21 protein-coding genes are annotated in these 17000 nt (G+C 57.4%); 5 read left to right on the top strand and 16 right to left on the bottom strand.

Annotated features, from left to right (window positions below):
* Positions 1-14 precede the first annotated feature (14 nt).
* From J9777_RS11795 to xseA, 4 genes are all read right to left on the bottom strand, one after another.
* Positions 15-893: an esterase-like activity of phytase family protein gene (locus tag J9777_RS11795; protein ID WP_209349017.1), complete on the bottom strand. Its 879-nt coding sequence runs from the start codon at positions 891-893 to the stop codon at positions 15-17.
* A 127-nt stretch (positions 894-1020) separates the two neighbouring features.
* The gene (locus tag J9777_RS11800; RefSeq protein WP_348631997.1) at positions 1021-1980 is read right to left on the bottom strand and encodes a M23 family metallopeptidase; all 960 of its coding nucleotides are present in this window, start codon (positions 1978-1980) and stop codon (positions 1021-1023) included.
* Positions 1977-2180 (bottom strand): DUF2093 domain-containing protein, encoded by a 204-nt coding sequence (locus J9777_RS11805; protein ID WP_209349018.1) that lies wholly within the window; start codon positions 2178-2180, stop codon positions 1977-1979. Before J9777_RS11805 ends, J9777_RS11800 begins: the two co-directional genes overlap by 4 nt.
* A 24-nt stretch (positions 2181-2204) precedes the next feature.
* Positions 2205-3665: an exodeoxyribonuclease VII large subunit gene (xseA, locus tag J9777_RS11810; RefSeq protein ID WP_209349019.1), complete on the bottom strand. Its 1461-nt coding sequence runs from the start codon at positions 3663-3665 to the stop codon at positions 2205-2207.
* Here xseA and purD point away from each other — a divergent pair.
* Complete coding sequence (purD, locus tag J9777_RS11815) at positions 3664-4959, top strand: phosphoribosylamine--glycine ligase (protein ID WP_209349020.1); 1296 nt, start codon at positions 3664-3666, stop codon at positions 4957-4959. The genes xseA and purD overlap by 2 nt on opposite strands.
* 18 nt (positions 4960-4977) lie before the next feature.
* The gene (locus J9777_RS11820) at positions 4978-6123 is read left to right on the top strand and encodes a cupin domain-containing protein (RefSeq protein ID WP_209349021.1); all 1146 of its coding nucleotides are present in this window, start codon (positions 4978-4980) and stop codon (positions 6121-6123) included.
* On the opposite strand, the gene J9777_RS11825 is transcribed toward J9777_RS11820, so the two are convergent.
* Together J9777_RS11825 and J9777_RS11830 are read right to left on the bottom strand one after the other, a co-directional pair.
* Positions 6120-6650 carry a pseudouridine synthase gene (locus J9777_RS11825; RefSeq protein WP_209349557.1) on the bottom strand — a complete coding sequence of 177 codons (531 nt, stop codon included), beginning with the start codon at positions 6648-6650 and terminating at the stop codon, positions 6120-6122. The two genes, J9777_RS11820 and J9777_RS11825, sit on opposite strands and share 4 nt — an antisense overlap.
* Positions 6651-6662: 12 nt before the next feature.
* Complete coding sequence (locus J9777_RS11830) at positions 6663-7658, bottom strand: adenosine kinase (protein ID WP_209349022.1); 996 nt, start codon at positions 7656-7658, stop codon at positions 6663-6665.
* Positions 7659-7778: 120 nt separating this feature from the next.
* Between J9777_RS11830 and J9777_RS11835 the strand changes: the two genes are divergently transcribed.
* From J9777_RS11835 to J9777_RS11845, 3 genes are all read left to right on the top strand, one after another.
* Positions 7779-8498, top strand: a complete 720-nt coding sequence (locus J9777_RS11835) for an EI24 domain-containing protein (protein WP_209349023.1) — start codon at positions 7779-7781, stop codon at positions 8496-8498.
* Positions 8488-8949, top strand: coding sequence for a hypothetical protein (locus tag J9777_RS11840; protein WP_209349024.1), 462 nt, complete (start codon positions 8488-8490; stop codon positions 8947-8949). The genes J9777_RS11835 and J9777_RS11840 overlap by 11 nt, the downstream gene beginning before the upstream one ends.
* 65 nt (positions 8950-9014) lie before the next feature.
* Complete coding sequence (locus J9777_RS11845; RefSeq protein ID WP_209349025.1) at positions 9015-9959, top strand: hypothetical protein; 945 nt, start codon at positions 9015-9017, stop codon at positions 9957-9959.
* Positions 9960-10004: 45 nt separating this feature from the next.
* Here the strand turns inward: J9777_RS11845 and J9777_RS11850 are convergent, their stop codons facing one another.
* From J9777_RS11850 to J9777_RS11895, 10 genes are read right to left on the bottom strand one after another with little or no spacing between them, the layout of a single operon-like run.
* The gene (locus J9777_RS11850; RefSeq protein WP_209349026.1) at positions 10005-10373 is read right to left on the bottom strand and encodes an iron-sulfur cluster assembly accessory protein; all 369 of its coding nucleotides are present in this window, start codon (positions 10371-10373) and stop codon (positions 10005-10007) included.
* A complete protein-coding gene (locus tag J9777_RS11855; RefSeq protein WP_209349027.1) occupies positions 10373-10876 on the bottom strand; it encodes an SUF system Fe-S cluster assembly protein in 504 nt (167 codons plus the stop codon). The genes J9777_RS11850 and J9777_RS11855 overlap by 1 nt, the downstream gene beginning before the upstream one ends.
* Positions 10873-12108, bottom strand: a complete 1236-nt coding sequence (locus J9777_RS11860) for a SufS family cysteine desulfurase (RefSeq protein WP_209349028.1) — start codon at positions 12106-12108, stop codon at positions 10873-10875. Before J9777_RS11860 ends, J9777_RS11855 begins: the two co-directional genes overlap by 4 nt.
* Positions 12099-12509 (bottom strand): hypothetical protein, encoded by a 411-nt coding sequence (locus tag J9777_RS11865; protein WP_209349029.1) that lies wholly within the window; start codon positions 12507-12509, stop codon positions 12099-12101. The genes J9777_RS11860 and J9777_RS11865 overlap by 10 nt, the downstream gene beginning before the upstream one ends.
* Positions 12506-13273, bottom strand: a complete 768-nt coding sequence (locus J9777_RS11870; protein ID WP_209349030.1) for a SufD family Fe-S cluster assembly protein — start codon at positions 13271-13273, stop codon at positions 12506-12508. The genes J9777_RS11865 and J9777_RS11870 overlap by 4 nt, the downstream gene beginning before the upstream one ends.
* The gene (gene sufC, locus J9777_RS11875) at positions 13273-14016 is read right to left on the bottom strand and encodes a Fe-S cluster assembly ATPase SufC (protein ID WP_209349031.1); all 744 of its coding nucleotides are present in this window, start codon (positions 14014-14016) and stop codon (positions 13273-13275) included. The genes J9777_RS11870 and sufC overlap by 1 nt, the downstream gene beginning before the upstream one ends.
* A 20-nt stretch (positions 14017-14036) precedes the next feature.
* A complete protein-coding gene (locus J9777_RS11880) occupies positions 14037-14537 on the bottom strand; it encodes a DUF559 domain-containing protein (protein ID WP_209349032.1) in 501 nt (166 codons plus the stop codon).
* Positions 14534-15016, bottom strand: coding sequence for a hypothetical protein (locus J9777_RS11885; RefSeq protein ID WP_209349033.1), 483 nt, complete (start codon positions 15014-15016; stop codon positions 14534-14536). The genes J9777_RS11880 and J9777_RS11885 overlap by 4 nt, the downstream gene beginning before the upstream one ends.
* A 40-nt stretch (positions 15017-15056) precedes the next feature.
* Complete coding sequence (gene sufB / locus J9777_RS11890; protein WP_209349034.1) at positions 15057-16553, bottom strand: Fe-S cluster assembly protein SufB; 1497 nt, start codon at positions 16551-16553, stop codon at positions 15057-15059.
* Entirely contained in the window at positions 16550-16975 is a 426-nt protein-coding gene (locus tag J9777_RS11895; RefSeq protein WP_209349035.1) for an SUF system Fe-S cluster assembly regulator, read from the bottom strand. The genes sufB and J9777_RS11895 overlap by 4 nt, the downstream gene beginning before the upstream one ends.
* Positions 16976-17000: the final 25 nt, after the last annotated feature.

Below are 17000 nucleotides of genomic sequence, written 5' to 3' on the forward strand. Positions count from 1 at the left end.
TCCGCACGCCTTTTCTATTGCGCGCTGGACGCCGGATCCCACGTCAATTTGAGCAGCATCGTGCGCTGGAACGATGTGCCATTATCGTCGGAGATCAACCATATATCGAGGGCGCCGTTATCCGTGCGTGGCAATATCGCGATTCCTTCGTAATTGTCTTCCAGTTCGGGCGCGCTGATGACGGCAATCTCCTCACCACGCCACACACCGTCTGCTTCAATCTCTGCGGGATCAGCGACGACCAGCTTCACATTGAACGTCGGCAGTACACCAAACACAAAATCACGGACCAGCACCAACACACGGCCATCGGGCAACTCGACCGCATCAACCGGACGATATCCCTCAGGCGCCGCGAATCGAAACACCATAGGATCCGGGTTTTCGATTGGATCGCCTTTGAACAACAACGCGGGAAAGTCGCCATCCCAATAGTCTGCGCTGCCTTCAGCAATGACAATGAACCGTCCGTCGGACAAACGCGCCATCGACTCGGGCCCAGAGTTGGAAGGCCACGCGCGTAGCTCGTCTGGCCGAACACTTTCAGCGCCCGTGAGATCACTTTCCAACCGCTCGATCGTGTTGGTGCCTTCATATCCTACCCAGATGCGGCCGGATCCAGGATCGCGGGTAAGCGATTCGATATCGATCAGCTTCTTCTTGAGTGCAGTGCGCCCGGCAAATCGCTCGATCACAATTTCACCATCGCAGCCGGGCACAGGGAAACGAAGCAATCTTCCGGTGTCGCTAGCCGACAAGAACTGACATTCCGGCAGGGCGAGCAGCGCCGAATAACTTCCGAACTGGCTGTTAGGGCTCTCCAGATGCCAAGCGCCGACCAGCTCCACCTCGCCCAAATCGAATCCTTCAGTCGCGAGCGGTGTCACACTCATGCTTTGCGAATCATTCGAAGTGGCGGGCGGGGAACGCAGCCAAGTTCCCGGCGCAATCAAGGCGGCGAGCAGCAAAATCGCGATCAGTCGCAAAGTGCTTCGCCGCCTGTCTTTCATATCAGATTGGTCAGTTCATGGGGCCGGTAAACAGCAATGGATCAAGTCGCGAATTACGCCATTTCAGACCCCAATGCAGATGAGGCCCTGTGGCGCTGCCGGTCGAGCCAATATTGCCAATATATTGGCCTTGCTTCACCATATCGCCTTCGCTGACAACGATCTTTGAATTGTGCAGGAACGCGCTGTTGAGCCCGTTTCCATGATCGATGATCAGCAAATAGCCTTCAAGCGAAAACGGCTTCTTCGTTGCCAGTGTCACCACCCCGTCAGCAGGTGCAACATAGGGCGTCCCGCTGCGTCCGGTCGCGATATCAATGCCCGAGTGATAGCTGCCCGGTACGCCCGCATAGATGCGTTGATTGCCGAACCGGCCCGAAATGCGGCCTTTAACCGGCCAGATGAAATCCTGCCGCCAGCCTTCGCTCGGCGCATCCGCTTTGCGGGCCGCATTGATCTGTGCCAGTTCCGGGCGTCGGCGTACCATAAAAGCTTCGCTCGCTTTACCGCGCGGCCGAGCAAGATTAATCCGTTCGATGTTCCACTTGCGCGGACTGACGGTCATCGGGCTTTCGACTGTCCGACCATCCTGAAGGCGCGCCACGAGGGTTGCCGATGGCCCTGCGTCGCGATCAAACGCAGCGAAGAAATAGCCTTCCTCATTCAAAACCAACGCCTGACCGCCCAATGTCGCTGATACTGTGCCGCCGGGTGCCTGGCCCCGGATCCAGCCGCCTTGAGTCAGTTGCCCGTCATAGAGAAACGTCGTCGGACCTATTGGCTCCGGCGGTGGGGGTGGTGTGAGTACCTGTGTCGGGGTGGGTGCTGGCCTTGCGGCTTCGGTAGCAATTGGCTGTACCACTTCAGCCTGACCAACCTCTGCTGGCGGCGGACTGTCGATCGCCGCGCCATTGCACCCTGCCAGAGCGAACAGCGTGATACCAAGAATAGTGCGAAATAGTCCGCTCACGAATTGTCCATCATCTGCCGCGTTGCGATTTCAGCGCTAGCATAAGGTTCCTGCAAATCCACGCTCCAATAACGCAATTCGTCGATCGGAATCTGTTCGCCCGAGACAGCACACAGAACATATTGCCCTGATTTGATCACCCGAAAGGCGTTGGGACCGTAAGCCAGTTTGGCGGCGTTATTTCCTGAAGACATCAACATGGGATCGCCCTTAGCAAGCGCGGCCTAACCGAACAAATCATCTTGTCGGTCCTGCGCCGCATCGGTGCGAGGTTTGCGCTTCTTTGCCTTAGCCGGAGCTGAAGGCGCGGATCCGGTGACCACATCCAGCACACCGTCCGCAAACTTTACGCCAAGCTGCGAATGTTTCTCAGCCGCCGCTTTGGTCCGCACCAGATTGCCGTCCGCATCTTTCACCAGCACGAACCCGCGTTGAAGAGGGGCTTCAGGGTTCAGGGATTGGAACAGTCTTTCCAGCGCAGCAAAGCGTTCGGTGTCGCGCGCCGCCCGATTTTCGACGAGCGCGGGGGTCAGCCTATTCGCCGACAGCTTCTGCTGCGCATCACGCAAATTGCGAGTCAATGTTGCGGAGGAAATCCGCAGACTGCCCAGTTTTTCGCGACCTTTGGCGGTTCGATCTTTCAGTCCACGTCGCAACCGATCGGCCAAATCGTCCAATCGTTGCACTTGTGGTTGCAGCAGCGCTTCAGGCCGAGGGAGGCGCTTGATTCGCACATCCAGGCGTTCGCGGCCTAAGGTGACAGGGCGAACGATTGCCCGCTTCTTGCGATAGGCGAGATCTTCGAGTGTTGCCGCCAACTCCGCACGCACAGGAACGGCCATCTCGGCTGCAGCCGTCGGCGTGGGCGCGCGCTGATCAGCGGCGAAGTCTGCTAACGTTGTGTCGGTTTCGTGGCCAACGGCGGAGATCACTGGAATCGGGCAATCGGCAATCGCGCGCACGACCACTTCTTCATTGAAGCCCCATAAATCCTCAATCGAACCGCCGCCGCGAGCCACGATCAACAGATCGGGCTTGGGCACTCCTTCGGGAAGATCAGAGAAACCGCGAATAGCAGAGGCCACTTGATCGGCAGAGCCTTGTCCCTGAACCAGCACAGGCCACACCAGCACTTGACTGGGAAAGCGATCGGCCAGTCGGTGAAGAATATCGCGAATTACCGCTCCAGTTGGCGACGTTACAACGGCAATTGCCTTGGGCAGGAACGGAAGCGCCTTCTTCCGCTCGGGCGCAAAAAGCCCTTCTTTCTCAAGCCGCAAGCGAGTTTTCTCGAGCAGAGCCAGTAACGCACCCTCGCCCGCGATCTCCATGCTATCCATCACAATCTGGTACTTTGATCGCCCAGCATAGGTAGTGAGCTTCCCCGTCGCGACGACTTCAATCCCGTCCTCGGGCAAGAAGCCCAACCGCCCGGCATTGCCGCGCCACATCACCCCGTCGATAACTGCTTTTTCGTCTTTGAGGCTGCAATAGAGATGGCCCGATGCTGCGCGCTTCACACCCGACAGTTCCCCACGCAGTCGGACAAAGCCGAACCGGTCCTCGACCGTGCGCTTCAGCATCGTCGATATCTCGGTGATCGACAGCGGTGCAGCGTTGTCGCCCTCGCCGCTGCGCGCTACCAAACCGTTTTCCGCATCACTCTGAGATGAAGGACCGGGCATGAATATCCTTTTGTTGGGCTCTGGCGGGCGCGAACATGCATTGGCGTGGAAACTGGCCCAGTCGCGCCTTCTCTCTGGGGAGGACGATACTCTCTACGCCGCGCCGGGCAACCCCGGCATTGCCGATCATGCACGGTGCGTTTCGCTGGATGTCAGCGATCACCAAGCGGTCATCGCGTTCTGCGCCGATCACAATATCGGACTCGTTGTGGTCGGACCCGAGGCACCCCTCGTCGATGGTCTGGGCGATAGCCTGCGGGCAGTGGGCATTCCGGTGTTCGGTCCTTCCAAGGCTGCCGCGCAGTTAGAGGGCAGCAAGGGGTTCACCAAGGACCTATGCGAGCGGGCAGGTATTCCCACCGCAGGCTATGAACGGACCATGTCGCTCGGCGATGCGACTGCTGCACTCGACAAGTTTGAGGCACCCTACGTGCTCAAGGCGGACGGACTGGCGGCAGGCAAAGGCGTGGTAATCGCCGAGACGCGCGCCCTCGCCGCCGAAGCGCTGACCGATATGTTCAGCGGCAAATTTGGCGATGCAGGTGCCGAGGTTGTGCTTGAGGAATTCATGCAGGGGGAGGAAGCCAGCTTCTTCGCTCTAACCGATGGCACCACAATCATACCTTTCGGCAGCGCGCAGGATCACAAGCGTGTCGGCGAGGGTGATACCGGTCCCAATACCGGTGGGATGGGCGCTTACAGCCCCGCACCAGTGCTAACGGCCGAATTGGAAGCACTGGTGATGGAACGGATTATCAGGCCGACGGTCGATACGCTTCGTTCCGAGGGCATGCCTTATTCCGGCGTGCTGTTCGCAGGCTTGATGCTGACGGATGGCGGGCCCAAACTGATCGAATATAATTGCCGGTTTGGTGATCCCGAATGTCAGGTGCTGATGAGCCGTCTGCAAAGCGATCTCGGTGAGATGATGCTGGCTTGCGCGATGGGAACGCTTGAGAAACAGAGCCCGGCCGAATTCGCCAATGCCACAGCGCTGACTGTTGTGATGGCGGCAAATGGCTATCCCTCGACGCCGGAAAAAGGTGGAGAAATAGACCTCGGTGATGCCACAACCGGGAACACGAAGGTCTTTCATGCCGGGACCAAGATATCGGACAGTGGCCAGCTAGTTGCGAATGGCGGGCGCGTGCTCAACGTGACCCATTCCGGATCCAATGTGACCGCTGCGCAATCTGGAGCATACGCGGCCGTAGATGCGATACGCTTTCCGAGCGGATTTTGCCGACGCGATATTGGGTGGCGTGAGGTCGAACGCGAGGCCAAGGGTGACTAAACTAGTTCGTACTACCTCATGGAATTGAAGGGCTTCAACCAAGCCGCATTTCTGCGCGACTATTGGCAGAAAAAGCCACTGCTGATCCCCAATTCGTGGTCTGACTGGCGCAACCCGCTCACACCCGAGGAACTGGCAGGTCTGGCTTGCGAAGAGACTGTTGAATCGCGCCTGATTGTTGGTGGCGATGATGCTCCAAGCGTCGAACACGGCCCCATAGTGACCGAACGGTATGACACTCTCGGAACACGCGATTGGACATTGCTGGTGCAAGCAGTCGACCATCATGTTCCCGCAGTCGCTGCGCTGCTGGAACCATTCCGTTTTGTGCCCGATTGGCGGATCGACGATGTCATGGTGAGCTTCGCTGCCAATGGTGGCGGTGTCGGCGCGCATTTCGACCAATATGACGTTTTTCTTGTCCAAGGCGCTGGCAAACGACGCTGGCAAGTTGGCGGAATGTGCAATGAGAACACCAAGCTAAGTCCGCATGGCGATTTGCGTTTGCTCGCCGACTTCACTCCTACCGAGGAATGGGTGCTGGAGGCAGGCGATATGCTCTACATCCCTCCTGGCATCGCGCATAATGGCATTGCCGTTGGCGAGGATTGCATGACCTATTCCATCGGCTTCCGCGCGCCGTCCCGTAGCGATTTGATCGGCGGATGGATGGAAGATCTGATTGGCGAAATGGTCGAAGATGATCGTTATTCTGATCCGGATTTGCACGAGCAGAATAATCCCGGAGAGATCGCACCCGAAGCAATCGAGCGGCTTCACGCGATGGTCACCGAACGGCTGAACGACAAAGCTGAATTCGCAAACTGGTTTGGAAGATATAGCAGCACCGCCAAATATCCCGAAGTGGATTGGCAGCCTGATGTGCCCATGATGGCGGCAGAGTTTGCGGCGGAATTCACGGCTGGTGTCACATTGTTGCGTAACCCTGCGAGCCGCTTTGCCTACATTGAGCAAGAGGCAGGCGCGGTGCAGCTTTTCGTGCAAGGCGAAGACTATCTCTGCGATGGGGGAGTGGCTGAGTTTGCACGCTTGCTTTGCGGCACTTCAGCGATTGATCCAACACCCGAGATGGTCGCAAGTGAGCCAGTTGCCGAGCTTGTTCTGCAGCTGCTCAACACCGGCAGCTTGGCAATTCAGGCCTAGCCTTCGCGCCATGCACCAGGCGGAATTCCGTCCAGACTCCAGTCGCCGATCGACCACCGAACCAGCCGCAATGTCGGATACCCGACCGCCGCCGTCATGCGGCGCACTTGGCGGTTCTTGCCTTCGCGAATGGTCAACTTGATCCAGCAGTCAGGAACGCTCTTGCGATAGCGCACTGGTGGGTCACGCGGCCATAGGTCCGGTTCTTCGATCTGCTCCACCTCGGCAGGCAAAGTCAGGCCATCCTTCAGCCGCACCCCGCGCCTAAGTTTCTCAAGGGTGGCTTCATCAGGCTCACCCTCAATCTGCGCGAGATAAGTCTTCGGCGTCTTGAATTTCGGATCGGAAATACGCGCTTGCTGCCGCCCGTCATCGGTCAATAGCAGCAGCCCCTCGCTGTCGCGATCAAGCCGGCCCGCCGGGTAGACATGCGGTACATCGATAAAGTCCGACAGGGTAGCGCGCGGCGTATGCCCGTCGGTGAATTGCGACAGAACCCCGTGCGGTTTGTTGAACAGGATCAGCAGTGGAGGCGCGCCTTAGCTTAAGCGCTCTGCGACAAGCGCTTTCAGATCGGCTTCTGGCCGCGCGCCGTAATGCGAGATAATCTCCGCAGCGCAGATGGCGCCGCGAGTGAGGCAGTTTTCTAAGCTTTCGCCCTTCACATGGCCTGACAAGAAGCCAGCCGCGAACAAATCGCCTGCGCCAGTCGTATCGACTACTGCGTCGACGGGTTCTGCTGCCACTTCACCGCGCTCACTTCCGGCGATTGCTACGGCGCCATTTGCACCTCTGGTCGCGACAATAACGGGCAACTTTGGTGCGATTGCGGCCAGGCCTGCTTCGAAATCATCTTCACCGGTTAGCGTCGCAAGTTCGGTCTCATTGACGAACAGAATGTCGATCAAGCCTTCATCGATCAGGGCGCGGAAATCATCGCCATGACGGTCGATCACGAAGCTTTCCGAAGCGGTGAAAGCGACTTTGCGCCCTGCACCACGGGCCACTTCGATCGCACGGCGCATGGCACTGCGCGGCTCTTCAGGATCCCAAAGATAGCCTTCAAGATAGAGCACTGCTGCGTCGCGAATGGCATCTTCGCTCAATGCCGCTGGCGGCAGGAACTGACTTGCACCAAGGAAGGTGTTCATCGTCCGCTCGCCATCAGGCGTTACGAAAATAAGGCAGCGGGCGGTTGGCGGTTCGCCTTCGCGCGCGGGCGTGTCGAAATCGATACCCGCTGCACGAATGTCATGGCTGAACACATCGCCCAGCTGATCGCTGGCAACTTGCCCGATGAAGGAGCATTGCGCACCAAGCGCTGCCAGGCCAGCCAGCGTATTGGCCGCCGATCCGCCCGAAATTTCCTTCGCCGGACCCATAGCCGAATACAAATCGCGCGCACCGTCGGCGTCGATCAGCGACATCCCGCCTTTGGCGAGCTGCAATTCTTCGATCAGCGCATCTTCACAAGGGGCCATCACATCGACGATGGCGTTGCCGATTGCGATCACATCATAGCGGGGGTCAGTCATATCAGTTCCTGGATTTATCTGTTGCGCTGGCGCGCCTAGCCGCTTGCCGAGGGCAGGCCAAGGCTTTCCGCACAATGCGCGATTGACGTGCAGTGCCGCCTATGGGCAAAGCAACCTTGTATGACACGCGTCCCTGCCGCCATTTCCCGTGCAATCGCGCAACTAGGCGATCCGGCAATCATTCGCGTTCTCGTGAAGACAGTGCTGATCACACTGGTGATTTTCGGCCTGCTCGGCGCCGGTCTGTGGGCCGGGCTCAGCCACCTCTTGGCCGATCAAGAGGTCGCATTCGGTGCCGAACTGGGCGTGTTGGTCGCTATCGTCTTGACTATCCTCGGGGCATGGCTCCTATTCCGGATTGTCGCGCTCGCAGTTCTGCAATTTTTCGCGGACGAAGTGGTCGTTGCCGTAGAAACGAGGCACTACCCGGCGAGCCTTGGTTATGCTCGCAGCCTATCATGGCGGGAAGAACTACGGCACAGCGCGCGTTCGATTGGACGTGCCATAGGCGTCAATCTGTTAGCCCTCGTTATTGCCATTCCCATGCTGGTCACCGCGATTGGTCCGGCAATCGTTTTTTGGGCTGCTAATGGCTGGCTACTGGGCCGAGAATTGCAGGATGTGATTTGGTTACGCCATCGCCGTTCAGCGGGCGAAGCGCCACCGCTGGGCGGGCCAGAGCGGTTTGCACTTGGCGGCGTCATCGCAGCGATGATGGCGATACCCTTTCTCAATTTCCTTGCCCCGGTGATTGGGGCTGCCAGCGCGGCGCATCTCGTGCATGGGCGCATGGAAGAACAACATTCCTCCGACACACTTGGACCGATCAATGTCACGTAGACTCTTGCAGACACTCTTGCTTGGCATGGTGCCTTTTCTAGGTGCTTGTGCCGCCACAGCCGTACCGCCCCCATCGCCCGGCACCAGCCCGACGGCGCCAGTTGGCCGGACAACCCGCGTGCCGCGCCCTACAACACCGCCGCGCCAAGCGCCCCAGCCGTCGACCACGCCCGGTTTCCAAGCGCCGCGTATCATGGATATTCCTGGCCTTGAGAGTGTGATCGGCGCCGATAGCGCAGGTTTGCAGCGACAGTTTGGCCAAGCGCGCCTTGATGTGCGCGAGGGCGATGCGCAGAAACTGCAATTTAGCGGCGAAGCCTGCGTGCTCGACATTTATCTCTATCCGCTTTCGCCCGGTGCAACTCCTACCGCCACTTATGTTGATGCGCGGCGCTCAAGCGATGGTCTCGATGTCGATCGCGCATCTTGCGTGGCTGCTCTGAAGCGATAGGCAGCGCTAACAGGAATTTAAGCATCTTCGGCTAAGGGTTTCCTTGATATTTAAGGGAAGCCATCATGAGTGTACAATTCGGCAATTTGGCAGCGAAAGTCGCGGCAGACGGCATTGTTTCGCGCGACGAGATTCTGAGCTTGCGCCAGCTCGGCTGGGGCGACGGTAAAATCTTTCGTGAAGAGGCCGAGGCGATCTTCGCGATCAATCACCAAATTCACGAACCAAGCACCGAATGGGTGGATTTCTTTGTCGAAGCGATCAGCGATATGGTGCGCAATGGCACCGAACCGCGCAACTACGTTGATGATGCCGAGGCAGCATGGCTGGTCGCCGCACTGGATCAGGACGGCAAACTGGAAACCATGGCCGAACTGGCGCTGCTCACCGACGTACTTGAACGCGCGCAGAATGTGCCTGAAACGCTCAAACACTATACACTCAAGCAAATCGAAGAGGCTGTTTTGACTGGGTCCGGTCCCACCCGTTGCGGCGGTGAACTGTCGGACAGCCACATTAGCTCAGCCGAGTGCAAGCTGGTGCGCCGGATTATCTTCTCAAGCGGCGGCTACGGCCCTGCGGCTGTTAGCCGGTTTGAAGCGGAAATGTTGTTCCGCCTGAAAGACGCAACGCTTGATCATGATAGTGCAGATGAATGGCCAAAGCTGTTTGTCGATGGGGTCGCCAATTACCTGCAAGGCTTTACCGCCGCCAACGCGCAGCTCGAACATGGCCGGATGAAGGAATTGGAAGCTTTTATTGCCGACGATTCGGTCAATGTTGGCCGGTTCTTTGGACGCATGGCGAAAGCAGCACCCCAAGTGCACAACCACTTTGGCAAAGCGTTTGGCAAGAAGCCCGCCAACTCTGGCTTCGTGGCACGTGAGGCCGCTGGCAATGTCGTGACCGAAAACGAAAAGAACTGGCTCGATGGCATGATCGAAGCCGACGGTGATGTCGACGCGCTCGAACAAGCCTTGCTAGAGCGTCTCGCCAACGACCTGCACTAAGATTAGGCGAGGCAAGGCGGCGTTCGCAGCCTGCCACAACCCAATTTAGACCATGAAGGACTCGCCGCAGCCACAGGCGCCCTTGGCATTGGGGTTTTCGAAGGTGAAGCCGGCGGTAAAGTCGTCCTCGACCCAATCCATGATTGAGCCGATCAGATACAGCACGCTGGCGCCGTCAATATAGAATGTGCCACCAGGTGTTTCGATCTTCTCGTCGAAACCAACTTCCTCGGTCACGTAATCCACCGAATATGCGAGACCTGAGCAGCCCCGACGCGGCGTGGATAGTTTTACGCCAATCGCATCTTCAGGTGCTTGCGCCATCAAATGCGCGATCCGCGCCTCTGCACCTTGAGTCAACGTCACAGCTGCTGGCACTTTTCGGGTTTTCGTAGGCGTTATCGTCTCAGACATCAGAGCATTCCCAATTCTAGGCGCGCTTCATCGCTCATTTTGCCAGGATCCCATGGCGGATCCCAAACCAGAACCACTTCGGCGTCGCGCACACCCGGCACCGATGCGGCGCGCAACTCAACTTCGGCCGGCATAGATTCAGCCACCGGGCAGTTTGGCGTCGTTAGCGTCATGCTGACGGTGACATCTGAATCGGAATCAACTTCGACGCCGTAGATCAGGCCAAGATCGTAGATATTGACCGGGATTTCAGGGTCATAGATTTCCTGCAAGGCAGCGATGACCGCATCATGTAACTCGCCGCCCGGATCACCCGGCGCGACCGGTTCGGGCTTTTTCTGAAGAAAGCCTTCAAGGTAATCGCGCTTACGCTCCAGCTTTTCGCCCATCGTTTCAGAGGCGCTGTCTTCCACCGCATCCTCGACACGTGCGCGAGCGGGTGCCGCAACTGCGGTCACTTCTTCAGTCTCAATCTTTCGCTCTTCATTCACGTTTCCGGTCATTGGCCAAAGATCCTCTTAGTCCGTTCAATACCGCGCATCAGAGCGTCGATATCGCTTTCATCGCTATACAGCCCAAAGCTCGCCCGCGCTGTCGCAGGAACGCCGAGATACGTCATCAGTGGCTGAGCGCAGTGATGACCGGCGCGGATCGCAACATTCTCTTCATCCAATATGGTACCGAGATCATGCGGGTGAACCCCCTCCATCTCGAAAGAGACAATCCCGGCCGACTTTTCAGGGCCGAACAACCGTATCGAATTGATTGTTCGCAGCTCGTTGCGGAGCTTCCCAGCCAGCCCGCTTTCGTGCGCAAACAGGCTCTCCAGATCAAGCGCATCGACATAATCAATCGCCGCATGCAGCGTGACCGCTTCGGTGATCATCGGCGTACCCGCTTCAAACCGCTGTGGCGGCGGGGCATAGGTCGTCTTCTCAAACGTCACGCTGTCGATCATCGCGCCGCCACCTTGATAGGGGGGCATTGCATCCAGCAGTTCCTCACGCGCCCACAGCACACCTATGCCAGTCGGCCCGTAGAGTTTATGTGCAGAGAGAACATAGAAATCGCAATCCAGCTCCTGCATGTTGAGCCGCATCCGCGGGGCTGCCTGACAGCCATCAAGCAGCAGCTTCGCGCCGACATTGTGTGCTAGCTTGGCAGCACGCTTCACACCCAAGATTGAGCCTAGTACGTTCGAGACATGCGCCAGTGCGACGATTTTATGCTGGGGCGTAAGCATCTGTTCCAGCGCATCCAGATCGATCAAATGATCTTCGGTGAGCGGGCAGACATCAATCTCTGCGCCAGTCTGCTGCGCGATCATTTGCCAAGGCACGATGTTGGAGTGATGCTCTAACTGGCTGAGCATGATCCGGTCGCCAGCCTTGAGGTTCATTCCACCCCAGCTTTGCGCTACAAGATTGATACCCTCGGTCGCGCCGCGCACAAACACGATTTCAGTCTCGCTTTTCGCACCGATAAATTCTGCGGTACGGCGGCGGGCAGCCTCATAGGCAAGCGTCATCTCCGCGGAGCGTGAATAGACCCCGCGGTGCACCGTCGCATAATCACGCCCGAGCGCATTAGACATCGCATCGATCACCGCCTGCGGCTTTTGCGCGGTCGCAGCGGTATCGAGATAATGCCAAGGCTTGCCCTCAGCCGTTACAAGGCCGGGAAAGTCGCTCCGGCGATCGGTCGACCGCTCTTGTGTTTGCGTGTCTAAGGACATGAGCCAACTCTCCACTTTCCAGCATCGGGCCCACGTGCGCATTGCGAGCGCATCGTCATTCCAGCCAAGCTCCATCCATTCGTGACGGGCACCAGCTTTATGAGCCACTGCTGCGCCTGAACCGAATCATCCAGCACATTGTTTTGCGTTACTGTTGCCAAAAGCTGTTCTGAATTATCGGGATTGTTCTCGATAGTTATTGTCAGCTTCTGCTTGCCCTCAAGCGATTCGGGGAAGTTCCCTGCGAATGCCGCAGCGGCAGATAGCGGGTCAGGATAAACGGTCTCAGGAATGAGAATTTGAGGCGGTTTCGCCTCAGGCTGAGGCGCGGCAACCGGACCGGCAGCGTGCGCACCAGCCGGCACCATCATCAACATGGAAAGGGCGAATAGCATTTTCATACAGTTGCCTGATCCAGCTCGGACAAAGTCCGCTCTAGCATCCGTTCGCGGGTTGCTTCATCTTCGATCGCTTCAAATGCATCGCCGACAAAGGCTTGGATTAGCAGCTTGCGCGCTATCTCCGGGGGAATCCCGCGAGCCGCCATATAATAACTGGCCTGCTCATCGAGCTGACCAATCGCCGCACCATGCGCACACAGCACATCGTCGGCGAAGATTTCCAGCTCAGGCTTGGTGTTGGCAGTCGCGCCCTTCTCCAACAGGATCGCGCGAAAATTCTGCGCGGCATCGGTCTTTTGCGCATCGCGCGCGACTTCGATCCGGCCAAGGAAATTGCCCGTTGATTGGCCCCATTGGACCGCGCGAACGACTTGGTTCGATGTGGCATTGGGGTGCGAGTGCTTCGTGCAGGTCACAAATTCCTGCACCTTGTCACCACCGCCAAGCGTTACGCCGCCAAATTCGAAATGCGCACCTTCTTCAAGCGTTACTTCGATCTCGACACGAGCATAGCGTCCGGCTGCAATTGTCTTAAAAGCTTCGAACCGGCCACCTTTACCGACATGAACACGCAAGCGGTCAACCATGCCGTCAGAGGCCTCACCTGAACCGTGCATCGAGTGCTCGCTTCGGGTTTCGCCAGCCGGCACTTCAATCGTACGCCAATGATTGATCACGTCAGGATTAGACGCAGCGAGGTACTCGCCATCGGAATAGCGCCAATCCTCGTCACGCGTCGTAGGAAGAGTTGCAGCTTCTGCCATCAGGCTACTACCGCCTCATAGCCTTCGCTCTCGAGCTGCATAGCCAGTTCTGGCCCGCCGCTGGTGACGATCCGACCTTTGGCCAGAACGTGCACCTTGTCCGGCTTCACATAGTCGAGCAGGCGTTGATAGTGAGTGATCAGCAAAACGCCTTTAGCGGGGGCGCGCATGATTGCATTGATCCCGTCACCGACCACGCGCAGCGCATCGATATCCAGACCGCTATCAGTCTCATCCAGAACAGCGAATTTCGGATCGAGAATGCCCATCTGAACCATCTCGGAGCGCTTCTTCTCACCGCCCGAAAAGCCGACATTTACTTGGCGCTTGAGCATTTCCATATCGAGCTTGAGCAGCGCGGCTTTCTCACGCGCGAGCTTCAGAAATTCACCGCCAGACAAAGCTTCTTCACCGCGTGACGCGCGCTGCGCGTTCAATGCTTCGCGCAGGAATTGCACATTCGAGACACCGGGAATTTCAACCGGGTATTGGAAACCGAGAAACAGACCCGTCGCAGCGCGCTCATGTGGCTCCAGATCAAGCAGGTCCTGCCCCATGAACTCGACCGATCCTTCGGTCACTTCATAACCGGGACGGCCGCCGAGCACGTATGACAGGGTCGATTTACCCGCGCCATTGGGGCCCATGATCGCATGGATTTCGCCCGCATTCACTTCGAGCGAGAGCCCTTTGAGGATCTGTGTATCGCCGACATTGGCATGGAGATTGGTGATTTTCAGCATTGCTTGGTTGGTCTCGTAAATTATCGGATTGATCCGCGACGATTGAACTCGCGGTCTTCGTAATCAGGGCGCGCCGGCTTTGCGCGGCTGGGCTTGTCGAATGGCTTCATCAACTCTTCGTGGATCGCTTCTTGAATAGGTTCTAAATCCCCCATCACTTCTTCTTTGGTGAAACGCATCACGCGAACGCCCACGTCTGCCAACTTGCGATCAGACAGTTCCTCGATCTTGGCATCGGCCTCCGTATCGCCGCTAATCTCGACCACTAGCCAGCGCGTTTTGCAGGCGAAATCGACGACGGAAGAGCCCATCACAACTTCGCGGTTGAATGAGAAATTCCCGACGCCCTTATCCTTTAGCAGGCCCCACAGCCGCTTATGCGCCTCGGTCGGGTGCCGCCGGTTAAAGCGAGCACGATCATGCAACTTGTCCTTGCGGGCTTCGGAAATATTCCAGCCAGCGGTCTTGTCCGCATTGGCCGTATCACCAGAGCCGAGAGAAAGGGTCTTTCGCTCAGTCATTGCGTCACGGTCTCTACCGCAGGCTTGTCCAAATTAACCTGTGTCTCTTCGGCTTTGCCGACTTGCTGCGCATAGGGGTCGCTTTCCAAACCGCGGTCCATATAGCCATCCAGCACACGGCCTCGGTCAATATGGACTGTCTTGATATTGTCGAACAACGTGTTGAGCTCATCCATCGACATTGCATATTTGGGCTTTTCAGCCAGCCGGTCGAAGGCTGCTTTCTTGGTCTTCTTTTCGATTTTGGCGCATAGCGGCACCGCGTTGCGATACTCGGCCTCGAACGTACGGCCCGAGCCAATCCGGACTTCCTGCGACCTGAGGCAAGTCGTATATTGATCGACATGAGGCGAAATGTAGATCGGATATTCGATAATAAATATCCGGGCTTTGAGCGGAGGCGCACCTACAGGAGCGGGTTTGCTCGGCGGCAGGGCCTGCTGGGAGAACAGAAGTGAAGCAAGGGCTAGACTTAACATGGTAGATTCTCCGGCTGGAGTGGTTTCGGGCGGACGATCATTATCCGACGCTTCCTTCGAGACTGATACCGAGGAGTTTCTGTGCCTCTACGGCAAACTCCATCGGCAATTGTTTCAAAACTTCTTTGGCAAAACCATTGACGATTAAGGCAACCGCCTCTTCTTCTCCTAGGCCGCGCTGCATTGCATAGAAAAGCTGATCATCGCTGATTTTGCTGGTGGTCGCTTCATGCTCAATCTGTGCGGTCGGGTTTTTCACCTCAATGTAAGGCACGGTATGCGCGCCGCATGTGTCACCTAGCAGCAGTGAGTCGCATTGGGTAAAGTTCCGGATATTGTCGGCATTCGCACCAACACGAACGAGCCCGCGATAGGTGTTATCCGATTTACCAGCGCTGATGCCCTTGGAGATGATTGTCGAACGGCTGCCTTTGCCGTTGTGGATCATCTTGGTGCCGGTATCGGCCTGCTGGTAATTATTGGTCACCGCAACCGAGTAAAACTCGCCCACGCTGTCTTCGCCATTGAGCACGCAAGACGGGTATTTCCACGTCACTGCACTGCCGGTTTCGACTTGCGTCCAGCTGATCTTAGATCGCGCACCCTGGCACAGCCCGCGCTTGGTCACGAAGTTGTAGATCCCGCCCTTGCCCTCGGCGTCGCCCGGATACCAGTTCTGGACGGTCGAGTATTTGATCTCGGCATCTTCCATCGCGACCAATTCCACGACAGCAGCATGAAGTTGATTTTCGTCGCGCATCGGCGCGGTACAGCCTTCGAGATAGGACACATAGCTGCCCTTCTCCGCCACAATCAGAGTGCGCTCGAACTGGCCTGTATTCTCGGCGTTGATCCGGAAATAGGTGCTGAGTTCCATGGGGCAACGAACACCCTCTGGAATGTACACAAACGTCCCGTCTGAAAAGACCGCGCAGTTGAGCGTTGCAAAGTAATTGTCGTGCTGCGGCACGACCTTGCCGAGCCACTTCTTGACCATGTCTGGATATTCTTTGATCGCTTCCGAAATGCTTCGGAAGATCACACCTGCTTTTTCCAGCTCTTCGCGGAAAGTTGTTGCGACCGATACACTGTCGAACACAGCATCCACGGCGACTTTGCGTGCGCCTTCGACACCGGCAAGCACTTCCTGCTCGGCAATCGGAATGCCCAACTTGTCGTAAACGCGCTTGATCTCGGGATCGAGCTCGTCAAGCGATCCGAGTGTCGGTTTCTTGGTTGGCTCGGCGTAATAATAGGCGTCTTGGTAGTCGATTGTCGGGTAGCCAAGTTTCGCCCAATCGGGCTCTTCCATGGTCTGCCACAGACGGAATGCTTTTAGCCGCCAGTCGAGCATCCATTCAGGCTCGCCCTTTTTCTCACTGATAAAGCGAACGGTATCTTCGTTGAGACCCTTGGGTGCGAAAGTCTGCTCGATATCCGACGAGAAGCCGTGCTCGTAAGTCTCGAGCTTCTTTGCCGCATCACGCGCCGCCTGGTCTTGGATTTCCTCTTCAGGAAGTGTGGTTTGCTCGTTCATGCCAGTTCTCGTTGAGGAATATCTTGGGCCAATTGTGTCAGCGGAATATCCGCCAGCGCGCCGCGCAATGCTTGGTTGACTACCGGCCAATGAGGCCGGACCGCGCAATTTTGTTCGATACCGCAATCCGGCGCGCTGCCATCTACGCAGGCGGTAAGCGCAATCGGGCCTTCTATCGCCTCGACTATATCCGCGACCGTTATTGCCGCAGCCGGACGCGCCAATTGCAGGCCACCTTTCGCCCCGCGCACGGAGCGCAGCAGGCCAGCCGCAGTCAGCTTACTTACGACCTTCTGAACTGTGGGCGCAGGCAGGCCGGTCTCTGCAGCCAACTCGCTCGCCGACACGCGCCCACCACCGCAATGACGCGCGGCAGCAGTCATTGTGACAACAGCATAATCGGCAAGATTTGAAAGGCGCATGGTCCCTAAACTCTAATTCGGACTA

This window comes from Pontixanthobacter sp. CEM42 (assembly GCF_017812015.1).
Taxonomy (GTDB): domain Bacteria; phylum Pseudomonadota; class Alphaproteobacteria; order Sphingomonadales; family Sphingomonadaceae; genus Pontixanthobacter.